The 20,589-nt window shown below is 67.5% G+C and carries 20 protein-coding genes; 15 read left to right on the top strand and 5 right to left on the bottom strand.

Annotated features, from left to right (window positions below; all coding sequences use genetic code 11):
• Positions 1–16 precede the first annotated feature (16 nt).
• The gene (tyrS, locus tag HPA02_RS12095) at positions 17–1,213 is read right to left on the bottom strand and encodes a tyrosine--tRNA ligase (RefSeq protein ID WP_146803457.1); all 1,197 of its coding nucleotides are present in this window, start codon (positions 1,211–1,213) and stop codon (positions 17–19) included.
• A 112-nt stretch (positions 1,214–1,325) separates the two neighbouring features.
• On the opposite strand from tyrS, the gene HPA02_RS12090 reads away from it, so the two are divergent.
• Positions 1,326–2,453: an anhydro-N-acetylmuramic acid kinase gene (locus tag HPA02_RS12090; RefSeq protein ID WP_146803456.1), complete on the top strand. Its 1,128-nt coding sequence runs from the start codon at positions 1,326–1,328 to the stop codon at positions 2,451–2,453.
• Between the two features lie 12 nt (positions 2,454–2,465).
• Here the strand turns inward: HPA02_RS12090 and HPA02_RS12085 are convergent, their stop codons facing one another.
• Positions 2,466–3,608 carry a PilT/PilU family type 4a pilus ATPase gene (locus HPA02_RS12085; RefSeq protein WP_146803455.1) on the bottom strand — a complete coding sequence of 381 codons (1,143 nt, stop codon included), beginning with the start codon at positions 3,606–3,608 and terminating at the stop codon, positions 2,466–2,468.
• 42 nt (positions 3,609–3,650) lie between these two features.
• On the bottom strand, positions 3,651–4,685 hold the full coding sequence (locus tag HPA02_RS12080; RefSeq protein WP_146803454.1) for a type IV pilus twitching motility protein PilT: 1,035 nt from the start codon (positions 4,683–4,685) through the stop codon (positions 3,651–3,653).
• Between the two features lie 48 nt (positions 4,686–4,733).
• Here HPA02_RS12080 and HPA02_RS12075 point away from each other — a divergent pair, with 48 nt between their 5' ends.
• The 7 genes from HPA02_RS12075 to HPA02_RS12045 all read left to right on the top strand — a co-directional run bounded on the left by HPA02_RS12075 (position 4,734) and on the right by HPA02_RS12045 (position 9,569).
• Positions 4,734–5,447 carry a YggS family pyridoxal phosphate-dependent enzyme gene (locus HPA02_RS12075; RefSeq protein ID WP_146803453.1) on the top strand — a complete coding sequence of 238 codons (714 nt, stop codon included), beginning with the start codon at positions 4,734–4,736 and terminating at the stop codon, positions 5,445–5,447.
• A gap of 39 nt (positions 5,448–5,486) precedes the next feature.
• Entirely contained in the window at positions 5,487–6,308 is an 822-nt protein-coding gene (gene proC, locus HPA02_RS12070) for a pyrroline-5-carboxylate reductase (protein ID WP_146803452.1), read from the top strand.
• Between the two features lie 39 nt (positions 6,309–6,347).
• Positions 6,348–6,938, top strand: a complete 591-nt coding sequence (locus tag HPA02_RS12065; RefSeq protein ID WP_146803451.1) for a YggT family protein — start codon at positions 6,348–6,350, stop codon at positions 6,936–6,938.
• Between the two features lie 66 nt (positions 6,939–7,004).
• Positions 7,005–8,159, top strand: a complete 1,155-nt coding sequence (gene metX / locus HPA02_RS12060; RefSeq protein WP_146803450.1) for a homoserine O-succinyltransferase MetX — start codon at positions 7,005–7,007, stop codon at positions 8,157–8,159.
• Positions 8,159–8,761 (top strand): methionine biosynthesis protein MetW, encoded by a 603-nt coding sequence (gene metW, locus HPA02_RS12055; protein WP_146803449.1) that lies wholly within the window; start codon positions 8,159–8,161, stop codon positions 8,759–8,761. Before metX ends, metW begins: the two co-directional genes overlap by 1 nt.
• A 29-nt stretch (positions 8,762–8,790) precedes the next feature.
• The gene (locus HPA02_RS12050; RefSeq protein WP_146803448.1) at positions 8,791–9,246 is read left to right on the top strand and encodes a DUF4426 domain-containing protein; all 456 of its coding nucleotides are present in this window, start codon (positions 8,791–8,793) and stop codon (positions 9,244–9,246) included.
• Positions 9,246–9,569, top strand: coding sequence for a Rieske (2Fe-2S) protein (locus tag HPA02_RS12045; RefSeq protein WP_146803447.1), 324 nt, complete (start codon positions 9,246–9,248; stop codon positions 9,567–9,569). Before HPA02_RS12050 ends, HPA02_RS12045 begins: the two co-directional genes overlap by 1 nt.
• A 15-nt stretch (positions 9,570–9,584) precedes the next feature.
• On the opposite strand, the gene sfsA is transcribed toward HPA02_RS12045, so the two are convergent.
• A complete protein-coding gene (gene sfsA / locus HPA02_RS12040; RefSeq protein ID WP_146803446.1) occupies positions 9,585–10,313 on the bottom strand; it encodes a DNA/RNA nuclease SfsA in 729 nt (242 codons plus the stop codon).
• A gap of 62 nt (positions 10,314–10,375) precedes the next feature.
• Complete coding sequence (locus HPA02_RS12035) at positions 10,376–11,536, bottom strand: pyridoxal phosphate-dependent aminotransferase (protein ID WP_146803445.1); 1,161 nt, start codon at positions 11,534–11,536, stop codon at positions 10,376–10,378.
• 238 nt (positions 11,537–11,774) lie between these two features.
• On the opposite strand from HPA02_RS12035, the gene dksA reads away from it, so the two are divergent.
• The 7 genes from dksA (at position 11,775) to folK (ending at position 20,470) form a co-directional block, all read left to right on the top strand.
• On the top strand, positions 11,775–12,212 hold the full coding sequence (dksA, locus tag HPA02_RS12030) for an RNA polymerase-binding protein DksA (protein ID WP_146803444.1): 438 nt from the start codon (positions 11,775–11,777) through the stop codon (positions 12,210–12,212).
• 69 nt (positions 12,213–12,281) lie between these two features.
• Positions 12,282–13,163 (top strand): tRNA glutamyl-Q(34) synthetase GluQRS, encoded by an 882-nt coding sequence (gluQRS, locus tag HPA02_RS12025; protein WP_146803443.1) that lies wholly within the window; start codon positions 12,282–12,284, stop codon positions 13,161–13,163.
• Positions 13,164–13,189: 26 nt separating this feature from the next.
• The gene (locus HPA02_RS12020; protein ID WP_146803442.1) at positions 13,190–13,369 is read left to right on the top strand and encodes a hypothetical protein; all 180 of its coding nucleotides are present in this window, start codon (positions 13,190–13,192) and stop codon (positions 13,367–13,369) included.
• An 18-nt stretch (positions 13,370–13,387) separates the two neighbouring features.
• Positions 13,388–16,342 carry an ATP-binding protein gene (locus tag HPA02_RS12015; RefSeq protein ID WP_146803441.1) on the top strand — a complete coding sequence of 985 codons (2,955 nt, stop codon included), beginning with the start codon at positions 13,388–13,390 and terminating at the stop codon, positions 16,340–16,342.
• A complete protein-coding gene (locus tag HPA02_RS12010; RefSeq protein WP_146803440.1) occupies positions 16,320–17,714 on the top strand; it encodes a sigma-54-dependent transcriptional regulator in 1,395 nt (464 codons plus the stop codon). Before HPA02_RS12015 ends, HPA02_RS12010 begins: the two co-directional genes overlap by 23 nt.
• Before the next feature lie 859 nt (positions 17,715–18,573).
• Positions 18,574–19,980 (top strand): polynucleotide adenylyltransferase PcnB, encoded by a 1,407-nt coding sequence (gene pcnB / locus HPA02_RS12005; protein WP_146803439.1) that lies wholly within the window; start codon positions 18,574–18,576, stop codon positions 19,978–19,980.
• A complete protein-coding gene (folK, locus tag HPA02_RS12000) occupies positions 19,973–20,470 on the top strand; it encodes a 2-amino-4-hydroxy-6-hydroxymethyldihydropteridine diphosphokinase (RefSeq protein WP_146803438.1) in 498 nt (165 codons plus the stop codon). Before pcnB ends, folK begins: the two co-directional genes overlap by 8 nt.
• The last annotated feature ends 119 nt before the right edge of the window (positions 20,471–20,589 follow it).

Genomic DNA, 20,589 nt, shown 5'->3' with positions numbered 1-20,589 from the left:
TACCGAGTCCGGTGTCTCAGGCGACAGTGACTCGGGCATAGCGCTTCTTGCCGGCCTGGATCACGTAGCTCTTACCGCTCTTGAGCATATGGTCACGAGCCACCACTTCGCCATCCACCTTGACCCGACCGTTACCCAGCATGTCCTTGGCCTGGGCACTATTATTGGCCAGCCCGGAGCGATTGAGCACCGCAGCAATCGGCGCCTGAGCACCGTCGAAATCGACGCTCACTTCGGGCAGGTCTTCCGGCAGCTCGCCCTCGGCCAGCTGGTTGCCGGCGGACTTATGGGCATTGGCCGCTGCCTCTTCGCCGTGATAGCGGGCGATCAGTTCCCGAGCCAGTACCATCTTGATGTCACGGGGGTTGGCCCCGGTATCCATGTCGCGCTTGAGCGCCTCCAGTTCCTCGTTGCTCTTCAGGGAGAGCAGCTCGAAGTAACGCCAGATCAGGCTGTCGGGCATGGAGACCAGCTTGTTGAACATCACCCCGGGGGCATCGTCGACGCCCACGTAGTTGCCCAGCGACTTGGACATTTTCTGCACGCCGTCCAGGCCCTCGAGCAGCGGCATGGTAATCACCACCTGGGGCTCCATGCCGTAATGCTTCTGTACCTCGCGGCCCATCAGCAGGTTGAACTTCTGATCGGTGCCACCCATCTCGATATCCGCCTCCAGGGCCACGGAGTCGTAGCCCTGCACCAGCGGATAGAGGAACTCGTGGATGGAGATCGACTGGCCGGCCTTGTAACGCTTCTCGAAGTCGTCACGCTCGAGCATCCGCGCCACGGTGCTCTGGGCCGCCAGCTCGATCATCCGGGCGGCGTTGAGCTCGCTGAACCACTCGGAGTTGAAGCGCACCTCGGTCTTCTCGGGATCGAGGATCTTGAACACCTGCTCCTTATAGGTCTGGGCGTTGGCGATGACCTCTTCTTCGGTGAGCGGCTTGCGGGTGACGTTCTTGCCGGTGGGATCGCCGATGCGTCCGGTGAAGTCGCCGATCAGGAAGATGATCTGATGTCCCAGGTCCTGGAACTGGCGCATCTTGGTGAGCAGCACGCTATGTCCCAGGTGCAGGTCCGGGGCCGTGGGATCGAAGCCTGCCTTGATACGCAGCTTGCGCCCCGAGGCGAGCTTCTTCTTCAGCTCGTCCTCCAGAAGAATCTCATTGGTACCGCGCTTCAACAGCGCCAGCGCGCTCTCGACATCGGTCATCGTACCCTTACTCCACAGAAAGCGGTGTTGACGGCAAAACAGCTTGACGAATGGGACGGGATGTTAGCATGTCTTGCCCAGTACCGTTGAGAGCCTGCGAGGAGTCGTCACGATGTCGCTATATATCGGCCTGATGTCCGGCACCAGCCTGGACGCCATCGATGCCGCCCTGGTGGACTGCGGCACCCCGACACCACGCCTGCTGGCGACCCGGGCGGTGGCGATGCCCGAGGCCCTGCGCGACCTGCTGCTGCGACTCTGCCATGCCGAGGGCGCGAGCTTTCGCGAGCTGGCCGAGGCGGAGGAGGCCTTCTGCCGGTTACAGGCCCGGGCGGTCCACGAGTTGCTCGAGGCCAGCGGCACCGCCGCCGCCGACGTCGTCGCCATCGGCAGCCACGGCCAGACCCTCGAACATGCCCCCGAGGGCCACGCCGGCGGCGCCCCCTATACCCTGCAACTGGACAACCCCAGCCGGCTGGCGGAGTTGACCGGCCTCGAGGTGGTGGCCGACTTTCGCCGCCGCGACCTGGCGGCCGGCGGCCAGGCCGCCCCCCTGGCGCCGGCCTTCCACCAGGCGCTGTTTCGTCACCCCGAAGAGTGGCGCCTGGTGCTCAACCTGGGCGGCTATGCCAACCTGACCCTGCTGCCGCCGTTCGATCACCCCGCCGACGTGCTGGGCTTCGATAGCGGCCCCGCCAATGCCCTGCTGGATGGCTGGTATCAGCGCCACCAGGGCGGACGCTTCGACGCCGATGGCGCCTGGGCCGCCGGTGGTCGGGTCGACGCGACCCTGCTGGCTCGCCTGCTGGCCGATGATTACTTCCGACGCCCGCCGCCCAAGAGCACCGGGCGCGAATACTTCCACCTGACCTGGCTGGAACGCCACCTGGATGACGGCGAGTCGCCTCGCGACGTGCAAACCACCCTGGCGGAGCTGACCGCCGCCAGCGTGGCCCTGGCCGTCGAGCAACTCGGCGAGCGATTGCCCGAGGCCGCCCCCGCCCGGTTGCTGCCCTGCGGGGGCGGCGCCCATAACCCTTACCTGCTCGACCGCCTCCAGGCCCGGCTCCCGACACTGACGCTGACGCCCTGCGCCGAACTGGGCTGGCCCGCCGACTGGCTGGAGGCGGGCGCCTTCGCCTGGCTGGCCCATCGCCGCCTGAGCGGGCTGCCCGGCAACTTGCCCTCGGTGACCGGCGCCCGAGGCCCCCGGGTCCTGGGGGGGGTCTATGCCCCCTGAGCCCGGCCCCAGCTAGAAATCATCCCCCGAGCGCAGGCTAAAGCGCTCGCTGCCGCTCCTGGCCTGATCCACCACCTCGCTGTTGGGATCGCCGAACTTGATCATCATGCGCAGGTCGTTGGCCGAATCGGCATGCACCAGGGCCACGTCCTCGCTGACCACCCCCGCCCGGTAGAGGTCATAGAGGGCCTGATCGAAGGTCTGCATGCCCAGGTCCCGGGAGCGCGCCATGACGTTCTTGATCTCGCTCACCTCGCCCTTGCGGATCAGATCGCTGATCAAGGGCGAACGCAGCATGATCTCGATGGCCGCGCGGCGCTCTCCCTGGGGTGTGGGCAACAGCTGCTGGGCGACGATGGCGCGCAGGTTGAGGGAGAGGTCCAGCCATACCTGATCATGACGCTCGGAGGGGAAGAAGTTGATGATGCGGTCCAGGGCCTGGTTGGCATTATTGGCGTGCAGGGTGGCCAGGCAGAGGTGGCCGGTCTCGGCGAAGGTCAGGGCGTGCTCCATGGTCTCCCGGGTACGCACCTCGCCGATCAGGATCACATCCGGGGCCTGACGCAGGGTGTTCTTCAGCGCCACCTCGAAGGACTCGGTGTCGATGCCCACCTCACGCTGGTTGATGATCGCCTTCTTGTGGGGGTGCACATACTCGATGGGGTCCTCGATGCTGATGATATGCCCCCCCAGGGTCTCGTTGCGCTGCTGAATCATCGCCGCCAGGGTGGTCGACTTGCCGGTGCCGGTACCGCCCACCACGAACACCAGGCCGCGCTTGATCTCGGCCAGTTCGCCCAGGGCCGGCGGCAGGTAGAGTTCCTCCAGGTGGGGAATATCGAAGGCGATACGCCGCAGCACCATGGCCGGCTGGTTGCGCTGCTGGAAGGCGCTGACCCGGAAGCGCCCCTTGCCCGGCAGGCTCAGGGCGAAGTTGGCCTCGTGCTCGGCGGCGAAGCGCGCCCGCTGATTCTCCGGCACCGCCGCCTGCACCAGCTCGGTCACCTGGGCCTGGCTCAGCCCCTGGTCTCCCATGGGGGTCAGCTTGCCGGCGATCTTCAGGGTGGGGGGCGCCTTCACCGAGATCAGCAGGTCCGAGGCTTCCTTATCCACCATGATCTGCAACAACTGCTCCAGCCACTCGTTCACGGTCATGGGTTATCCCTCGCTCGTCTTGTGGTGGTGGGGGCCGCCGACTCAGGTCGGCAGGATCGCCTTGGCCTTGGCCTGGGCCTCGTCCCGGGAGACCACGCCATCGCTGACCAGGCGCGCCAGGGCCGCGTCCAGGGTCTGCATGCCCAGGTTGCCGCCGGTCTGGATCGCCGAATAGAGCTGCGCCACCTTGTCCTCGCGAATCAGGTTGCGCACCGCCGCCGTGGCCACCAGGATCTCGTGGGCGGCCACCCGGCCTCCGCCGATGCGCTTGAGCAGCGTCTGGGAGATGACCCCCTGCAGGGACTCGGAGAGCATGGAGCGCACCATGGTCTTCTCGTCTCCCGGGAAGACATCGATGATCCGGTCGATGGTCTTGGCCGCCGAGGTGGTGTGCAGGGTGGCGAACACCAGATGACCGGTTTCCGCCGCGGTCAGCGCCAGGCGAATGGTCTCCAGGTCGCGCATCTCCCCCACCAGGATGACATCGGGATCCTCGCGCAGGGCGCTGCGCAGCGCCGGGGCGAAGCCATGGGTATCACGATGCAGTTCGCGCTGGTTGATCAGGCAGCGTTTGCTGCGGTGGACGAATTCCACCGGATCCTCGATGGTCAGGATATGGTCGTAGCGGATCTCGTTGATGTAGTCGATCAGCGCCGCCAGGGTGGTGCTCTTGCCCGAACCGGTGGGCCCGGTCACCAGTACCAGGCCACGCGGCATCAGCGCCATCCGGCGAAAGACCTCGCCCAGCCCCAGGTCCTCCATGGTCATGATCTCGGCGGGGATGGTGCGGAAGGCACCGCCGATGCCACGGCCGTGATTGAAGACATTGACACGGAAGCGCGCCACCCCCGGCACCTCGAAGGAGAAGTCGGTCTCCAGGTGCTCCTCGAAGTCGCGACGCTGTCGGTCATTGAGGATATCGTAGACCAGCTTGCGCACCTCGCGATCATCCATGGCCGGCACATTGAGTCGCCGAATGTCGCCATCCACCCGGATCATCGGCGGCAGCCCCGCCGATAGATGCAGATCCGAGGCGTTCTGCTTTGCCGAGAATGCCAGCAGTTCGGTAATATCCATGCGGTTCCCCCTGTATCCCTGCGCCTAATTGTAAGGACGTGTATCAGTATGACAGAGGTTGCGCTTTTCGAGACGTTGGCAGCCGCCAATCGCCGCCTGGCCGAGGCCCTGGCCCAGGCCGGCCGCGAGCCCGCAGCGGCGCGGCTGCTGGCGGTTAGCAAGACCAAGCCTGCGTTGATGGTGCGTGAGGCCTATCGACTCGGCCAGCGCGACTTCGGCGAGAACTACCTTCAGGAGGCCCTGGAAAAGCAGGAGACCCTGGCCGACCTGCCCGAGATCGTCTGGCATTTCATCGGCCCCCTGCAATCCAACAAGAGCCGCGCCGTGGCCGAGCACTTCGCCTGGCTGCACAGCCTCGATCGGGAGAAACTGGCACGGCGCCTCGACGAACAGCGCCCGGCGCACCTGCCGCCGCTGAATGTCTGCCTGCAGGTCAATATCAGCGACGAGACCACCAAGGCCGGGGTCTCCCTCGACGACCTGCCGGCCCTGGCCGAAGTGGTCGTGGCCCTGCCCAGGCTGCGCCTGCGCGGCCTGATGGCGATTCCCGCCCCCACCGAGGGACGCGAGGCCCAGCGCGAACCCTATGCGCGACTGCGCCAAGCCCTGGAGGAACTGCGCCAGCGCTTTCCCCAGGCGCCCCTGGACACCCTCTCCATGGGCATGAGCGACGACCTGGAAGCCGCCGTCGCCGAGGGGGCCACCTGGGTCCGCCTGGGCACGGCGATCTTCGGCGCCCGCCCCAAGACACCCCGCGCCTAGGCAGATGCCCTGGGCCCCACGCAGAGGAATCGATTCCCTATGGCTAGCCAAGTGACCTTTATCGGTGCCGGCAACATGGCCAGCGCCATCTTCGGCGGCATGATCGAGGGCGGCTACCCCGCCACCGCCATCACCGCCACCTCGCCCAGCGACGAGCACCTGGCGCCGCTGCGTCAGCGCTACGGCATTCGTACCGAGACCGACAACACCAAGGCGGTCGCCAACGCCGACGTGGTGGTGCTGGCGGTCAAGCCGCAGATCATGCGCGACGTCTGCGCGGCGATGCGTGACGCCATCCAGGCCCGCAAGCCGCTGATCGTCTCGGTGGCCGCCGGCCTCGGCGCCGACACCCTGGAGACCTGGCTGGGCGGTGAGCTGGCGGTGATTCGCTGCATGCCCAACACCCCGTCCCTGGTGGGCGCCGGCGCCTCCGGCCTCTACGCCAACTCGCGGGTCAGCGACGCGCAGCGCCAGCTGGCGACCGGCCTGCTGGAGGCGGTGGGCCTGGTGGAGTGGGTCGACGAGGAGTCCCTGCTGGAGGCGGTCACCGCCATCTCGGGCAGCGGCCCGGCCTACTTCTTCCTGTTCTTCGAGGCCCTGGAAGCCGCCGGCGTGCGTCTCGGCCTGCCCGCCGCCAGCGCCCGTCGCCTGGCCCTGCAGACCGCCTATGGCGCGGCGCGCATGGCCCAGCAGAGCGACAAGGACCCAGCCACCCTCAAGCAGAACGTGATGTCACCGGGGGGCACCACCGAGCGCGCCATCCACAGCTTCGAGGCCGCCGAGTTGCGGCGCATCGTCGAGGAGGCCACCGAGGCCTGTGCCGCCCGCGCCCGGGAGATGGCCCGGGAGCTCGGCCAGTAACGCCGTCACCGCATCCAGCCACGATAAGGAGCCCCGCACATGGGCAGTCAAATGGGCAACGCCGGCCTACTGCTGGTCAACACCCTGGTCAATATCTACCTCTTCCTGATGATGCTGCGCTTCCTGCTGCAGGCGTCCCGGGCCGACTACTACAACCCCATCAGCCAGTCGGTGGTGAAGATCACCCAGCCGGTGATCGGCCTCTTCCAGGGCTTCCTACGCCCGGTGGGACGCTTCGACCTGGCCACCCTCGGTGCCGCCTTCGTGCTCAAGGTCATCGCCATCATCGCCATCCTGCAGATCGCCGGTATCGGCATGCCGCCGCTGGTCGGCGTGGCCATCGGTGCCGTGGCGGCCATCGCCAACGCCATCCTCAAGATCTACTTCTTCGCGCTGATCGCCATGATCATCCTCAGCTGGGTGGCCCCCAGCGCCAGCCACCCCGGCGCCCTGCTGGTGATGCAGCTGGTGGAACCGATCATGGCCCCGCTGCGCCGCGTCATCCCGCCGCTGGGCATGCTCGACCTCTCCCCCATCGTGGCCTTCATCGCCATCAGCCTGATCGATGGTATCGTGGTGGGCTCGCTGACCCGTGCTGCCGGCATCTCCGGCGCCCTGGTCGGCCTGTGAGGCGCGTGCCGCCCCGGCGGCACGCCCTTCGATAACATAACGACACGACTGGACACCAAGGACCCCATGCCCGAGCTACCCCGTGATTCGGTCGGCCTGGTCACCCCGCAGACCGCGCATTTCGATGCGCCTCTGGAGCTGGCCTGCGGCCGCACCCTGCCCAGCTACGAGCTGGTCTACGAGACCTACGGCGAGCTCAATGCCGAGCGTAGCAATGCGGTACTGATCTGCCACGCCCTCTCCGGCCACCACCATGCCGCCGGCTACCACAGCCCCGACGACCGCAAACCCGGCTGGTGGGATGCGCATATCGGTCCCGGCAAGAGCATCGACACCGAGCGCTTCTTCGTCGTCTCCCTGAACAACCTGGGTGGCTGCCACGGCAGCACCGGGCCGCTGAGCCATAATCCGGCCACCGGCCGCCAGTGGGGCCCCGACTTCCCGATGATGACGGTCACCGACTGGGTACATAGCCAGGCGCGGCTGGCCGACCGCCTGGGCATCCAGCGCTTCGCCGCGGTGATCGGCGGCAGCCTGGGCGGCATGCAGGTGCTGCAGTGGAGCCTCAACTACCCGGAACGGGTGGCCAATGCGGCGGTGATCGCCGCCACCCCCAAGCTCTCGGCGCAGAACATCGCCTTCAACGAGGTGGCCCGCCAGGCGATCCGCTCTGACCCGGACTTCCATGACGGCCGCTACGCCGAGCACGACACCCTGCCGCGGCGCGGCCTCAAGCTGGCCAGGATGGTGGGACACATCACTTACCTCTCCGAAGATGCCATGGGCAGCAAGTTCGGCCGCGACCTGCGCAGCGACGACTTCAACTTCGGCTACGACGTGGAGTTCCAGGTGGAGTCCTACCTGCGTTACCAGGGCGACACCTTCTCCAACCGCTTCGATGCCAACACCTACCTGTTGATGACCAAGGCCCTGGACTACTTCGATCCGGCGGCGCCCCACGGCGGCGACCTGGCCGCGGCCCTGGCCCCGGCCAGCTGCCCCTTCCTGGTGGTGAGCTTCTCCACCGACTGGCGCTTCCCGCCGTCGCGCTCCCGGGAACTGGTGGATGCACTGATCCGCGCCGGCAAGGCGGTCAGCTTCGCCAATATCGACTCGCCCCATGGCCACGACGCCTTCCTGCTGCCGGAGCCCCGCTATCAGGCGGTATTCGCCGGTTTCATGAAGCGCGTGGCCCGCGACCTGAACCTGGAGGCCCACTGATGCGCGCCGACCTCAAGCTGATTCATGGCTGGGTGCCCGAGAGGGCCCGGGTCCTCGACCTGGGCTGCGGCGACGGCACCCTGCTGGCCGCCCTGGCCCGGGACAAGGGAGTCACCGGTTACGGCCTGGAGATCGATCCCGACGGCATCACCGCCTGTATCGAGAAGGGCGTCAATGTCATCGAGCAGAACCTCGACGAAGGCCTGGCCAACTTCGACGACGACGCCTGCGACCTGGTGATCATGACCCAGGCCCTGCAGGCCCTGCGTCGCCCCGACCTGATGCTCGACGAGATGCTGCGGGTGGCCGGGGAGTGCATCATCACCTTCCCCAACTTCGCCTACTGGCGGCATCGCCTCTACCTGGGCTTCAAGGGCTATATGCCGGTCTCCAAGTCGCTGCCCCACGCCTGGTACGACACCCCCAACATCCATCTCTCGACCTTCAACGACTTTGAACGCCTGTGCCGTGACAAGGGTCTGATCATCAGCGACCGGGCGGTGGGCAACGGCGAGCACGAGGGGCACTGGACCTCGCGGCTGTGGCCCAACCTGTGTGGCGAGACCGCCGTGTTCCGGGTCAGCCGGGGCCCGGGCGGCTGAATCGAAGGCAATAAGTAAGGGGAAAGACCATGAAGGCCAAGACTCTCGGCGCCTGGCTGCTTAGCGGCCTGCTGGCCTGGCTGCTGGCGGCCGGCGCCCAGGCCCAGCAGTACGAGCGGGTCGGCAACTACCAGATCCACTACAGCGCCATCAACACCAGCTTCCTGACGCCGGAGGTGGCCGCCGCCTACGATATTCAGCGCAGCCAGGTGATGGCGTTGCTCAATATCAGCGTGCTCGAGGAGCAGGAGGACGGCACCACCCGGCCGGCGAATGCCTGGGTCAGCGGTCGCGTCGGCAACCTGGCCGGCCAGACCCAGAACCTGGCATTCCGCACCGTGCGCGATGGCGAGGCCATCTACCACCTGGCCACCTTCCGCATCCAGGAGGACGAGCCGATGCGCTTCGAGCTGGAGGTGGGCTATGACCGCAACGCCGACCCCGCCCAAGTCGGCTTCATGCAACGCTTTTATATCGATCGCTGATGAGTGCTATCGCCCACCGCTCCCAACTGGATGCCACCGCGGCCCTGGGCCTGCGCCTGCCGGACGGCCGCGAGGCCTTCCTGGTGCGGGTACACGGCCGGATCAGCGCCTTCGAGAACCGCTGCCCCCATCAGGGCATCGGCCTCGACTTCCAGCCGGATGTCTTCCTCGAGCCCGGCGGCGAGCTGATTCAGTGCAGCATGCACGGCGCCCTCTTCCTGCCGGAGAGCGGCGAATGCGTCTTCGGGCCCTGCCAGGGGCGCCACCTGGTCCCGGTGGCAATTCGCATCGACGACGACGGCCAGATTCATCTGGCCGAGTGATACGCCCTGGCGTCTCTATCCCAGGTGAACGGGCAGCCGCCTGACCAACCGGATGCCCCGGGGCACTCCGGCCTCAACGACCACCTCACAGCCATAGGCCAGCACCTCCACCCCCGCCTCGGCGACCCGTCTCAGGGTCTCGGCATAGCGGGGGTCGAGATGCATCGCCGGGGCCACCGAGGGGATGGCGGTATGGGCCACGCAGAACAGCAGCACCGCCCGATGCCCCTCCGCGGCCAGGTCGGCCAGTACCTCCAGGTGCTTGCGGCCCCGCTCGCTGACCGCGTCGGGGAAGTAGCCGCCGCCATCGGCCTCGCGCAGGGTCACCTGCTTGACCTCCACATAGGTCGGCTCGCCCCGATCGTCGCTCAGCCGGAAGTCGAGGCGCGCCCCCTCCACCCGCACCTCGCGCCTGAGCTCGGCGAAGCCGGCCAGCTCGCTTACCACGCCCTCGCGCAACGCCGCCTCGACGATGCCATTGGCGCGCCCGGTATGCACCGAGGCGAAGGCGACACCGCCCTCCGGCTGGGGCAGTTCGATTAGCTCCCAGGTCCAGGCCAGCTTGCGCTTGGGGTTGTCGCTGGCGGCCAGCCAGACCCGGCAGCCCGGCACATTGACCGCGCGCATGGAGCCGGTATTGGGGCAGTGGGCCACCACCAGGGAGCCATCGGCCAGCTCCACGTCGGCCAGGAAGCGCTTGTAGCGCCGGCGCAGGATGCCCGGCGTCAGGGCGGGATAGGTCATGGAAAGCGCGGCTTGCGATGCCGGCTCGGGCTGCCCGGGGGCATCAGCGATGACATCCTGCTTCATAGCCGCCCCAGGAAGCGTTCGAGGCGACTCAGGGCCTCCTCCAGGCGCGCCACCGAGGTGGTGAAGGCGATCCGCACATGGTGCTCGCCGCCACGCACCGCGAAGTCGATGCCCGGGGTGATGGCGACGCTCTCCTCCTCCAGCAGTTGCTGGCAGAAGGCCTGACTGTCACGGCTGTAGCGGGAGATATCCAGCCACACATAGAAGGCCCCCTGGGGCGGCAGCGAGGGCGCCAAGTCGAGGCGTGCCAGCCCCGCCAGCAGGGCATCCCGACGCCGTTCCAGCTCCCGGCGACGACTCTCCAGCTCGTCTAGGCAGGTCGGGGTGAAGGCCGCCAGGGCGGCATGCTGGGCCGGGGTGGAGGCGGCCAGGAAGACGTTCTGGGCCAGCCGCGTCAGGGGCTCCACCGCCGCCTCCGGGGCCAGCAGCCAGCCCAGGCGCCAGCCGGTCATGCCGAAATACTTGGAGAAGCTGTTGACCACGAAGGCCTCGGGAGCCGCCGCCGCCGCCGAGACCGGCTCGACCCCATAGGTCAGCCCCTGATAGATCTCATCCACCAACAGGGCGCCGCCGCGCGCCTCGACCGCCGCCGCCACCGCCGCCAGTTGGTCGGCATCCAGCATATGGCCGGTGGGGTTGGAGGGAGTGGCCAGCATCGCCAGGCGCGTGGTATCGCGCCAATGCCGGGCCACCAACTCGGCATCCAGTTGCCAGCCGCTCGCCGGCCCCACCGCCACGGTATCCAGTTCGGCCTCGGCCAGGGCCATGAAGTGGCGATTGCAGGGGTAGGTGGGGTCGGCCATCAGCACCCGGTCGCCGCGCTGCACCAGCAGCTGGCTAGCCAGCAGCAGGGCTCCGGAGGCGCCGGGGGTGACCAGGATGCGCGCCGGATCGACCTCGGCGCCGAAGCGCTCGGCGTAGTGGCCGGCGATGGCCTCGCGCAGCGCCGGCAGGCCCGCCGCCGGCGTGTAACGGGTCTGCCCCGCGGCCAGGGCCCGCTGTCCCGCCGCCACCACCGCCTCCGGGGTGGCGAAATCCGGCTCGCCCACCTCCAGGTGAATCACGTCATGGCCGGCGGCCTCCCGCCCCTGGGCCACCTCCAGCAGGCTCATCACCCGGAAGGGCTCGACGCGATCCAGTCGCGCGCTCCAACTCATGCCTCACTCTCCTTCAACGGCCACGATCCGGCCTCTCGATGGCTCGATATGGCACCTCTGGCGGGGGCCACGGTCAAACGGAATTGTAACCGGCTGCGGCATCAGCCGGCACCTCCGGATCATGTGACAGTTGCAATGCGGGCGTTTTTTCGCTAAATAAGCAAGGCTTTGGGCCGGCAGCAGTGCGCCTGCCCGACCGGGCATCGGCCCCAGTCACTCGAGCAATGAGGCAGCCCCCATGCCAGTAGCAGCACAAAAGACGGAAGCGCCAAAGAAATTCACCCCGTACGAAGCGGCACCGGGTGAAGAGTACATGAACGAGAAGCAGCTGGAGCACTTCCGACAGATCCTGCTCGACTGGAAACAGGAGCTCATGGAAGAAGTGGACCGCACCGTGCGTCACCTGCAGGAAGACGCCAACAACTATGCGGACCCAGCGGATCGTGCCACCCAGGAAGAGGGCTTCAGCCTCGAGCTGCGGACCCGCGACCGGGAGCGCAAGCTGCTCAAGAAGATCAACGAGACCATCGAGAAGATCGACGAAGACGACTACGGTTTCTGCGAGGCCTGTGGCGTCGAGATCGGCATTCGACGCCTCGAGGCACGCCCCACCGCCACCCTCTGCGTGGACTGCAAGACCCTGGCCGAGCTCAAGGAGAAGCAGCTCGGCGGCTAACCCCCCGGCGATACCAGCGTGACGGGCACCCTCGGGTGCCCGTTTGCCTTTCCGCCGACGGAGTCCGCCATGCCACGCTATCGAGGCCGCTTCGCCCCGACGCCCTCGGGCCCCCTGCACTTCGGTTCCCTGGTCGCCGCCCTGGGCAGCTACCTGGACGCCCGCCAGGCCGGCGGCGACTGGCTGCTGCGAATCGAGGACATCGACCCGCCACGCTGCCCCGCCGGTGCCGGCGACACCATCCTGCGCCAGCTGGAGGCCTTCGGCCTGCACTGGGATGGCCCGGTGCACTACCAGAGCGACCGCCACGACGCCTACCAGGCGGCCCTGGAGTGCCTGATCGATCAGGGGCTGGCGTACCCCTGCAGCTGCTCCCGCAAGCAGTGGCGCGACCACCCCATCTACCCCGGCTGGTGTCGCGACGGGGTGCACGAGCCCGGCAAACCGCTGGCCTGGCGCCTGCGCAGCGACCTGGGCCTGCGCCCGGTCGAGTGGCAGGATCGCCTCTTCGGCGCCCAGCGCTTCGATCCGGCGACCCTCGGCGACGTGGTGCTCAAGCGCAAGGATGACCTCTGGGCCTACCAGTTGGCGGTGGTGGTGGATGATGCCGCCCAGGGCATCAGCGATGTCGTGCGTGGTCACGACCTGCTCGACAACACTCCCTGGCAGCGCCAGCTGCAGGCGGCCCTGGGGCTGCCCGAGCCCCGCTATCTGCACCTGCCGTTGATTCTCGGCGCCGATGGCCAGAAGCTCTCCAAGCAGAACCTGGCGCCGGCCCTGCCCTGGGAAGGCCCCGAGGTACGGCGCCTGCTGCACCGCGCCCTGAAGGCCCTGGATCAGGCGCCGGCGCCGGGGCTGATCCGCGAGCCGGTGGCGGTGCAACTGGCCGAGGCGATCCCCCGCTGGTCGGTGGCACGGCTACGCGCCGATGCCCAGCGCCCCCAGCCCTGATTCGCCCCGCAGCAGAGGAGCGTCCCATGTATCTCTACCGGCTGATGCTGTTCCTGGTATTCGGCGGCTACCTGCTCTCGCCGCTGCTGATGAGCGGCTGGGCCTCGCCGGACAGCGCCTGGTACCGGCCCTTCCTGATCTGGGGCGGCCTGATCGCCCTGTCGCTATGGCTGGAGCAGAAGAGGAAACTGGATGAACATGGCTGATTTCCGGGAGGTCCGCCCATGAGCGCCGCCCAGCTATTCCTCCTCGGTATCGGCTATCTGTCGTTGCTGTTCCTGGCCGCCCTGGCCGTGGAGCGGGGCTGGGTGCCGATCCGCCTGGTGCGCCACCCCGCCGTCTATACCCTGGCGCTGGGGGTCTATGCCAGCGCCTGGGCCATCTATGGCAGCCTGGAGCTGGCCAGCCAGGCGGGCTACGGCTACCTGGCCTATTACCTGGGACCCGCCGGGGCCTTCCTGCTCGCCTCGGTGCTGCTGGTACCGATCCAGCGCCTGACCCGCACCTATCAGCTGTCGTCCCTGGCCGACCTCTTCGCCTTCCGCTTCCGCTCACGCTGGGTGGGCACCCTGATCACCCTGGTCAGCCTGCTGGCGGTGCTGCCGCTGCTGGCCCTGCAGATCCAGACCCTCGGCGATGTCACCCGTGTGCTCACCGGCACCGCCTCCCCGGCGCTGATGGCGCTGGCCTTCAGCGCGGTGATCGCGCTCTTCGCGATCCTCTTCGGCGCCCGCCACACCCGGCTGCATGCCCGCCACGACACCCTGCTGGCGGTGATCGCCCTCGAGTCCCTGATCAAGCTGCTGGCCCTGCTGGCCCTGGGCGCCTTCGCGCTGTTCGCGATCTTCGAGGGGCCGGCCAGCGTCCAGGCCTGGCTAGCGGGGCCCGGCGCCGCGATCCAAGCCGAGGTGACCCGCCTCGACCCGGGGCAGTGGCGCACCCTGCTGCTGCTGTTCTTCGCCGCCGCCTTCCTGATGCCCCACCTCTTCCATATGGCCTTCGCCGAGACTCTCTCCCGGCGCACTCTGCAGCAGGCCAGTTGGAGCCTACCGCTCTACCTGCTGCTGCTGGCCCTGCCGGTACCCTTGATCCTGTGGGGCGCCCAGCGCGTCGGAGCCGATAGCGCGGCGCTGGGCGCCGCCTACCTGGCCTACGGGCTGTCGGAATCGCCCTGGATCCAGGGCCTGGTGTTTATCGCCGGCCTGGCCGCCGCCAGCGGCACCCTGATCCTGATCGCCCTGGCCCTCTCCGGGATGATGCTCAACCACTGGGTACTGGTGGCCCACTCGCCGATTCACCAGCCCGACCTCTACCACTGGCTGCGCTGGCTACGTCGCGCGCTGATCGCCGCGGTGATCTTCGGCGGCTGGCTCTTCTACCGCATCGTCGGCATCCACCATGACCTGATGACCCTGGGCATCGTCGCCTTCGTCGGCATGGCCCAGTGCCTGCCCGGCATCCTGGCGGTGCTCTACTGGCCCGGCGCCAACCGCAAGGGCATGCTCAGCGGCCTCGTCGTCGGCGTGGCGATCTGGCTGCTGGGCATGTGGCTGCCGCTGCTCACCGGCATGACGCCACGCATCCTGCTGCCGCCGGGGCTGGAGCTGCTGGCCAACGAACCGGACTGGTACGTGGTGACCCTGGTCTCCCTGGCCACCAATATCCTCACCTTTATCCTGGTCTCGCTGCTGACCCGCACCTCCGAGGGTGAACGCGCCGCCGCCGAGGCCTGCTCGGTGGATGCGGTGATCCGTCCCAAGCGCCTGCCCCTGGATGCCCGCAATGGCGCGGAATTCATCCAGCGCCTGGCGCCGGTACTCGGCGAGGAGGTGGCCCGCCGCGAGGTCGAACGGGCCCTGGAGGCGCTGCGCATTTCGCCCCAGGAGGGACGCCCCTATGCCCTGCGCCGCCTGCGCGACCGCCTGCAGGCCAACCTCTCCGGGCTGATGGGTCCCTCGGTGGCCCAGGATATCGTCGACAGCTACCTGCCCTACCGCCGTGGCGCCCAGGAACCCACCGACGATATCCACTTCGTGGAGAGTCGCCTGGAGGCCTATCGCTCGCGGCTCACCGGCCTGGCCCGGGAGCTCGACGGCCTGCGCCGCTACCATCGGCGCATCCTCACCCGACTGCCGGTGGGGCTGTGCGCTTTCGGCGTCGACGACGAGCTGCTGATGTGGAACGACGCCCTGGCCGAACTCTCCGGCATCGACGGCGCCAGCGTGGTCGGCTCGCGGCGCACCGACCTGCCGGCCCCCTGGGGCGAACTGCTGGGGCGCATGTTCGATGAACGCCAGGATCATCTCTACAAGCAGGAGGTACGCCTGGACGGCGGCGTGCGCTACCTCTCCCTACGCCGCGCCGAACTGCAGGCCGACGACGCGGTGCGCGGCGGCACCGTGGTCCTGGTGGAGGATCACAGCGAGATGAAGTGGCTGGAAGAAGAGCTGGTCCATGCCGCCCGCCTGGCCTCCATCGGCCAGCTGGCCGCCGGGGTCGCCCACGAGATCGGCAACCCCATCACCGGCATCTCCTCGCTGGCCCAGAACCTGCGCTATGACACCGACGACCCCCAGCTGCTGGAGACCGCGGAACAGATCCAGCAGCTCACCGATCGGGTCTCGCGCATCGTCTCCTCCCTGGTGGGTTTCGCCCATGGCGGCCGCCATGTCCAGGGCCAGGCCTTCGCGACGCTCGCCCTGCGCGAGGTGGTGGAGGATGCCCTGCACTTGATCCACCTGGCCCGCTCGGGTCAGGATGTTACCTATCGAAACCTCTGCCCCGGGGGGTGTCATATCGAAGGCGATGCCCAGCGCCTGGTGCAGGTCTTCGTCAACCTGCTCAACAACGCTCGGGACGCCAGTCCCGACGGCGGTGAGGTGCTGATCGAGGCGAGCCGCGAGGGTAACGGTGTCTGTGTTACCGTTACCGATGAGGGTCAGGGCATCGACGCGAGCATTCGTGACCACCTCTTCGAACCCTTTACCACCACCAAGGCGCCCGGCGAGGGCACGGGGCTCGGCCTGCCGCTGGTCTACAGCATCATCGCCGAGCACCACGGGCAGATCCATATCGAGTCTCCCCCCCCGGAGCGAGAACGCGGCACCCGCATCCTGATGTGGCTGCCCACCAACCGAGAGGACGGCAAGCATCCCCATGAGCCGGATTCTGATCGTTGAAGACGAAGCCATTATCCGCAGCGCCCTGCGCCGCCTGCTGGAACGCCATGACTACCAGGTGAGCGAAGCAGGCTCGGTGGACGAGGCCGAGGCCCTCGATCCCCAGCGCTTCGATCTGGTGATCAGCGACCTGCGCCTGCCCGGCACCCAGGGCACCGCCCTGATCGACCGCGCCGCCCCCACCCCGGTGGTGATCATGACCAGCTACGCCAGCATGCGCTCGGCGGTGGAGGCCCTGAAGCAGGGCGCCGTGGACTACGTGGCCAAGCCCTTCGACCACGACGACCTGCTCAAGACCGTGGCCCGGGCCCTGGAGCAGCACGCCGCCGAGGCGGCGCCCCCCGCGGCGACCAGCAGCGCCGCCCCGCCCCAGGAGCTGATCGGTGACTGCGAGGCGATGCAGGTGGTCTATACGCGGATCCGCAAGACCGCCCCGGCGGACGTCACCGTGCTGATCCAGGGCGAGTCCGGTACCGGCAAGGAGCTGGTGGCGCGGGCCATCCACTCCCAGAGCCAGCGCGCCCGGGCCCCGCTGATCTGCGTCAACTGCGCGGCCATCCCCGAGACGCTGATCGAATCGGAGCTGTTCGGTCACGAGAAGGGCGCCTTCACCGGTGCCAATGCGGCCCGCACCGGCCTGGTGGAGGCCGCCGACGGCGGCACCCTCTTCCTCGACGAGATCGGCGAGCTGCCCCTGGACGCCCAGGCGCGCCTGCTGCGGGTGCTGCAGGAGGGCGAGATCCGCAAGATCGGCTCGGTGGAGACCCGTCACGTCGACGTGCGCCTGATCGCGGCGACCCACCGCGACCTGCGCGCCATGTCCAAGAGCGGCGAGTTCCGCCTCGACCTCTACTACCGCCTCAATGTGATGCAGATCGACCTGCCGCCGCTCCGCGACCGGGAGCAGGATATCCTCAAGATCGCCGACGTCCTGCTGGAGAAGGCCTGCCGCCGTCACGCCCGCGAGGGGCTCAAGCTCTCCCGGGCGGCACGCCGCGAGATCCACGACTACCCCTGGCCCGGCAACGTGCGGGAGCTGGAGAACGCTCTGGAGCGGGGCGTGATCCTCGCCGAGGGCCACCTGATCCACCCCGATGACCTGGGGTTGCAGCCCGGGCCGCCCCTCGCCCGCAGCCAACCCAAGCCCGCCTCCCCCGTGGCGCCGGACCCGCGAGAAGCCGGCGACGCCGAGCTGGACGAGGAGGACCTCTCCCTCGAGGACTACTTCCAGCACTTCGTCCTCGAGCACCAGGACCAGATGAGCGAGACCGAGCTGGCCCAGAAGCTCGGCATCAGCCGCAAGTGCCTATGGGAGCGCCGCCAACGCCTGGGGATACCGCGCAAGAAGAGCGCCAGGAGCCGCACCGGATAAGCCCGGCGCAAGCAACCCGACCATGGTCTAAGCGCCCATCGAGCCCGCCTCGATGGGCGTTTTTCGTGTCGTGGAGGGAACTTTTGCACCAGTTGTTACCATCCCACACACCCCCTGCCCCAGAAGGGCCCAATTTGGGTAACACATCATCCCGGCCCGGTAGGCATGCCAGAAAGCGACAAACACAACACCATGTTTTTTATGGTTTTTTCAGATAGTGGCACGCACGGTGCAATATCCTAGGGCAAGAAGAACAAGATCCGGACGCCGCCAGGTCACTGCCCCAAGGGGCGTAACAAGAACAACAGGTGACACTTCGGCAGGCGCCAGTCGACGAGCCAACAACAACAAGATCGTCGAGCATGGCAAACAAGGGGTGACGACCCGCCAAGAACAACAACAAGGCGCAGTCACCCGGATGAGGTCACAACAAGAACAACAGGGCCCGATATCCGGAGGTTCATCAGGACGCGACGCACCAGGCGGGAGCAACAAGAACAACAAGCTCCCCAGGCGTGCACCCTCGGCAACCAACAACAACAGGCCGAGGGAAGGTAGACTGCCTACCGTCGTGGTTGGATTATTGTTTTGAATACGAGACGGTCGCCACCAGGAAGACCGACAAAGACAACAACACTGCTTGCCTGAAACTTGTCTTGGTGACTGTGGTGCGTATTCAAGGCGATGCGCCATCACGAAGAAAAACCAGCAGCATGGATGCTGATCTGACCGCTTAAGGGGAGGCCGCATGGCCTCCCCTTTCTGCTTTTATGCGCCGATCACCCTCAAGCCACGGTTCCCATGCTGTCGGCGGTCGGCTACACTGACGTTTTAGGACTCCGCGAGTCGATATCGCTGCATGTTCAAAGGATTTACCCGCTTTCTCCAACGCCCCGGTGAACGCTTGAAGCATCTCTTCGGCAGCCAGGATGGCCCCGGCGAGTCTCCCGGCCTTCGCGTCATCCCCCGCGACCAGCACTCGGTGTCACGCCGACTGTTCAGCGAACCCGCCCTCAAGGTGCTCTACCGGCTGCACAACGCCGGTTACGAGGCCTATCTGGTGGGTGGCTGCATCCGTGACTCCCTGCTCGGCAAGCAGCCCAAGGACTTCGACGTGGCCACCGACGCCACCCCCGAGGAGGTCCGCGAGCTGTTTCGCAATTCGCGGATCATCGGCCGGCGCTTCCGCATCGTCCATGTGCGCTTCGGCCGCGAGGTGATCGAGGTCACCACCTTCCGCGGCAAGCCCAACGAGGATCACGGCGAGCATCTCTCCCAGCAGAGCGACGATGGCCTCTTGCTGCGCGACAACGTCTGGGGCGACGTGGAAGAGGACGCCCTGCGTCGCGACTTCACCGTCAACGCCCTCTACTACAATATCGCCGACTTCTCGATCCATGACTGGGCCGATGGGGTCAGCGATATCGAGTCGCGCACCCTGCGCATGATCGGCGACCCGGCCACCCGCTATCGGGAAGACCCGGTGCGCATGCTGCGCGCCATTCGCTTCGCCGCCAAGCTCGATTTCGATTTCGCCGCCGCCACCGAGGCGCCGATTCGCGAGATGGCCCCACTGCTGCTGCAGATTCCCCCGGCCCGGCTGTTCGACGAGGTGCTCAAGCTGTTCCTCGCCGGCCATGCCCTGACCACCTTCCGGCTGCTGCGCGACTATGACCTCTTCGCCATGCTCTTCCCGGAGGCCGACGAGGCCCTGAGCGAGCTGCCCTGGGCGGAAGCGCTGTTCGAGCGCGCCCTGGCCAATACCGATGCGCGCATCCAGCAGGATCGCCCGGTGACCCCGGCCTTCCTGTTCGCCGCCCTGCTGTGGCCCGGCGTGGTGCAGCGCCAGGCACGCCTGCAGGAGGATGGCATGCCGCCGGTCCCGGCCCTGCAGGCCGCCGCCCAGCAGGCGGTGTCTCGGCAGTTGCAACATATCTCGATTCCCAAGCGCTTCAGCATTCCCATGCGCGAGATCTGGGACCTGCAGCAGCGCCTGCCCCAGCGTCGCGGTCGTCGCGCCATCCAGACCCGCGAGCATCCGCGCTTCCGCGCCGCCTACGACTTCCTGCTGCTGCGCGAAGAAGCCGGCGAGATCAAGCCCGGCCTGGGCGACTGGTGGACCGCCTTCCAGGAGGGCGACGAGCATGACCAGCAACGCCTGCTGGGCAAGGCCGCCAGCCAGGGTGACGAGCCTCGCCCACGCAAGCGTCGCCCGCGCAAGCGCCGCCGGCGTCCCGGTGGCGCCGGCGGCGACCAGCATGGCTGAGGCGAGGTGGCACCGGGCCTATATCGGCCTGGGTAGCAACCAGGAGCATCCCCGCGAGCAGGTCACCCAGGCCATCGATGCTCTGGGCCATCTGCCGCTGACCCGCCTAACGGGCGCCTCGCGGCGCTATGTCAGCGCCCCGGTGGGGCCCCAGGATCAGCCCGATTTCGTCAACGCCGTGGCCGAGCTCGTCACGCGGCTCTCGCCGCTGGCCCTGCTCGACCAGCTCCAGGCCCTGGAACAACGCCACGGCCGCCGCCGATTGCGTCACTGGGGACCGCGTACCCTGGACCTGGACCTGCTGCTCTATGATGACGTCGTGATCGATTCACCACGGCTGCGGGTTCCCCACCCGGAAATGGCGAATCGCGGCTTCGTGCTGGTCCCCCTGGCCGAGCTGGCCCCGACGCTTTGCCTCCCCGATGGACGGCGCATCGTCCCCTTGGCCGAGGCCAGGAGCGGCGACGACTTGCGACCCTTGTTACCCTAGGGGTAAAGTCGTCCGGCTGAGTGTTACTGTTTCACACGAGTTAGCCCTTGGTCGGTAACATCTTGCCGCACCATGGCGGGTCGGGTAACGTCACCCGCTCGAGACCGGTATAAAACGAC

The organism is Bisbaumannia pacifica, assembly GCF_007989625.1.
GTDB lineage: Bacteria > Pseudomonadota > Gammaproteobacteria > Pseudomonadales > Halomonadaceae > Bisbaumannia > Bisbaumannia pacifica.
The sequence above is the reverse complement of the archived record's forward strand: the minus strand, read 5'-3'. Positions and strand labels throughout refer to the sequence as shown.

What these genes read in the sequence shown, in the direction of transcription:
- tyrS (WP_146803457.1), bottom strand. Translation starts at nt 1,213, where the DNA reads ATGACCGATGTCGAGAGCGCGCTGGCGCTGTTGAAGCGCGGTACCAAT.
- HPA02_RS12090 (WP_146803456.1), top strand. Translation starts at nt 1,326, where the DNA reads ATGTCGCTATATATCGGCCTGATGTCCGGCACCAGCCTGGACGCCATC.
- HPA02_RS12085 (WP_146803455.1), bottom strand. Translation starts at nt 3,608, where the DNA reads ATGACCGTGAACGAGTGGCTGGAGCAGTTGTTGCAGATCATGGTGGAT.
- HPA02_RS12080 (WP_146803454.1), bottom strand. Translation starts at nt 4,685, where the DNA reads ATGGATATTACCGAACTGCTGGCATTCTCGGCAAAGCAGAACGCCTCG.
- HPA02_RS12075 (WP_146803453.1), top strand. Translation starts at nt 4,734, where the DNA reads ATGACAGAGGTTGCGCTTTTCGAGACGTTGGCAGCCGCCAATCGCCGC.
- proC (WP_146803452.1), top strand. Translation starts at nt 5,487, where the DNA reads ATGGCTAGCCAAGTGACCTTTATCGGTGCCGGCAACATGGCCAGCGCC.
- HPA02_RS12065 (WP_146803451.1), top strand. Translation starts at nt 6,348, where the DNA reads ATGGGCAGTCAAATGGGCAACGCCGGCCTACTGCTGGTCAACACCCTG.
- metX (WP_146803450.1), top strand. Translation starts at nt 7,005, where the DNA reads ATGCCCGAGCTACCCCGTGATTCGGTCGGCCTGGTCACCCCGCAGACC.
- metW (WP_146803449.1), top strand. Translation starts at nt 8,159, where the DNA reads ATGCGCGCCGACCTCAAGCTGATTCATGGCTGGGTGCCCGAGAGGGCC.
- HPA02_RS12050 (WP_146803448.1), top strand. Translation starts at nt 8,791, where the DNA reads ATGAAGGCCAAGACTCTCGGCGCCTGGCTGCTTAGCGGCCTGCTGGCC.
- HPA02_RS12045 (WP_146803447.1), top strand. Translation starts at nt 9,246, where the DNA reads ATGAGTGCTATCGCCCACCGCTCCCAACTGGATGCCACCGCGGCCCTG.
- sfsA (WP_146803446.1), bottom strand. Translation starts at nt 10,313, where the DNA reads ATGACCTATCCCGCCCTGACGCCGGGCATCCTGCGCCGGCGCTACAAG.
- HPA02_RS12035 (WP_146803445.1), bottom strand. Translation starts at nt 11,536, where the DNA reads ATGAGTTGGAGCGCGCGACTGGATCGCGTCGAGCCCTTCCGGGTGATG.
- dksA (WP_146803444.1), top strand. Translation starts at nt 11,775, where the DNA reads ATGCCAGTAGCAGCACAAAAGACGGAAGCGCCAAAGAAATTCACCCCG.
- gluQRS (WP_146803443.1), top strand. Translation starts at nt 12,282, where the DNA reads ATGCCACGCTATCGAGGCCGCTTCGCCCCGACGCCCTCGGGCCCCCTG.
- HPA02_RS12020 (WP_146803442.1), top strand. Translation starts at nt 13,190, where the DNA reads ATGTATCTCTACCGGCTGATGCTGTTCCTGGTATTCGGCGGCTACCTG.
- HPA02_RS12015 (WP_146803441.1), top strand. Translation starts at nt 13,388, where the DNA reads ATGAGCGCCGCCCAGCTATTCCTCCTCGGTATCGGCTATCTGTCGTTG.
- HPA02_RS12010 (WP_146803440.1), top strand. Translation starts at nt 16,320, where the DNA reads ATGAGCCGGATTCTGATCGTTGAAGACGAAGCCATTATCCGCAGCGCC.
- pcnB (WP_146803439.1), top strand. Translation starts at nt 18,574, where the DNA reads ATGTTCAAAGGATTTACCCGCTTTCTCCAACGCCCCGGTGAACGCTTG.
- folK (WP_146803438.1), top strand. Translation starts at nt 19,973, where the DNA reads ATGGCTGAGGCGAGGTGGCACCGGGCCTATATCGGCCTGGGTAGCAAC.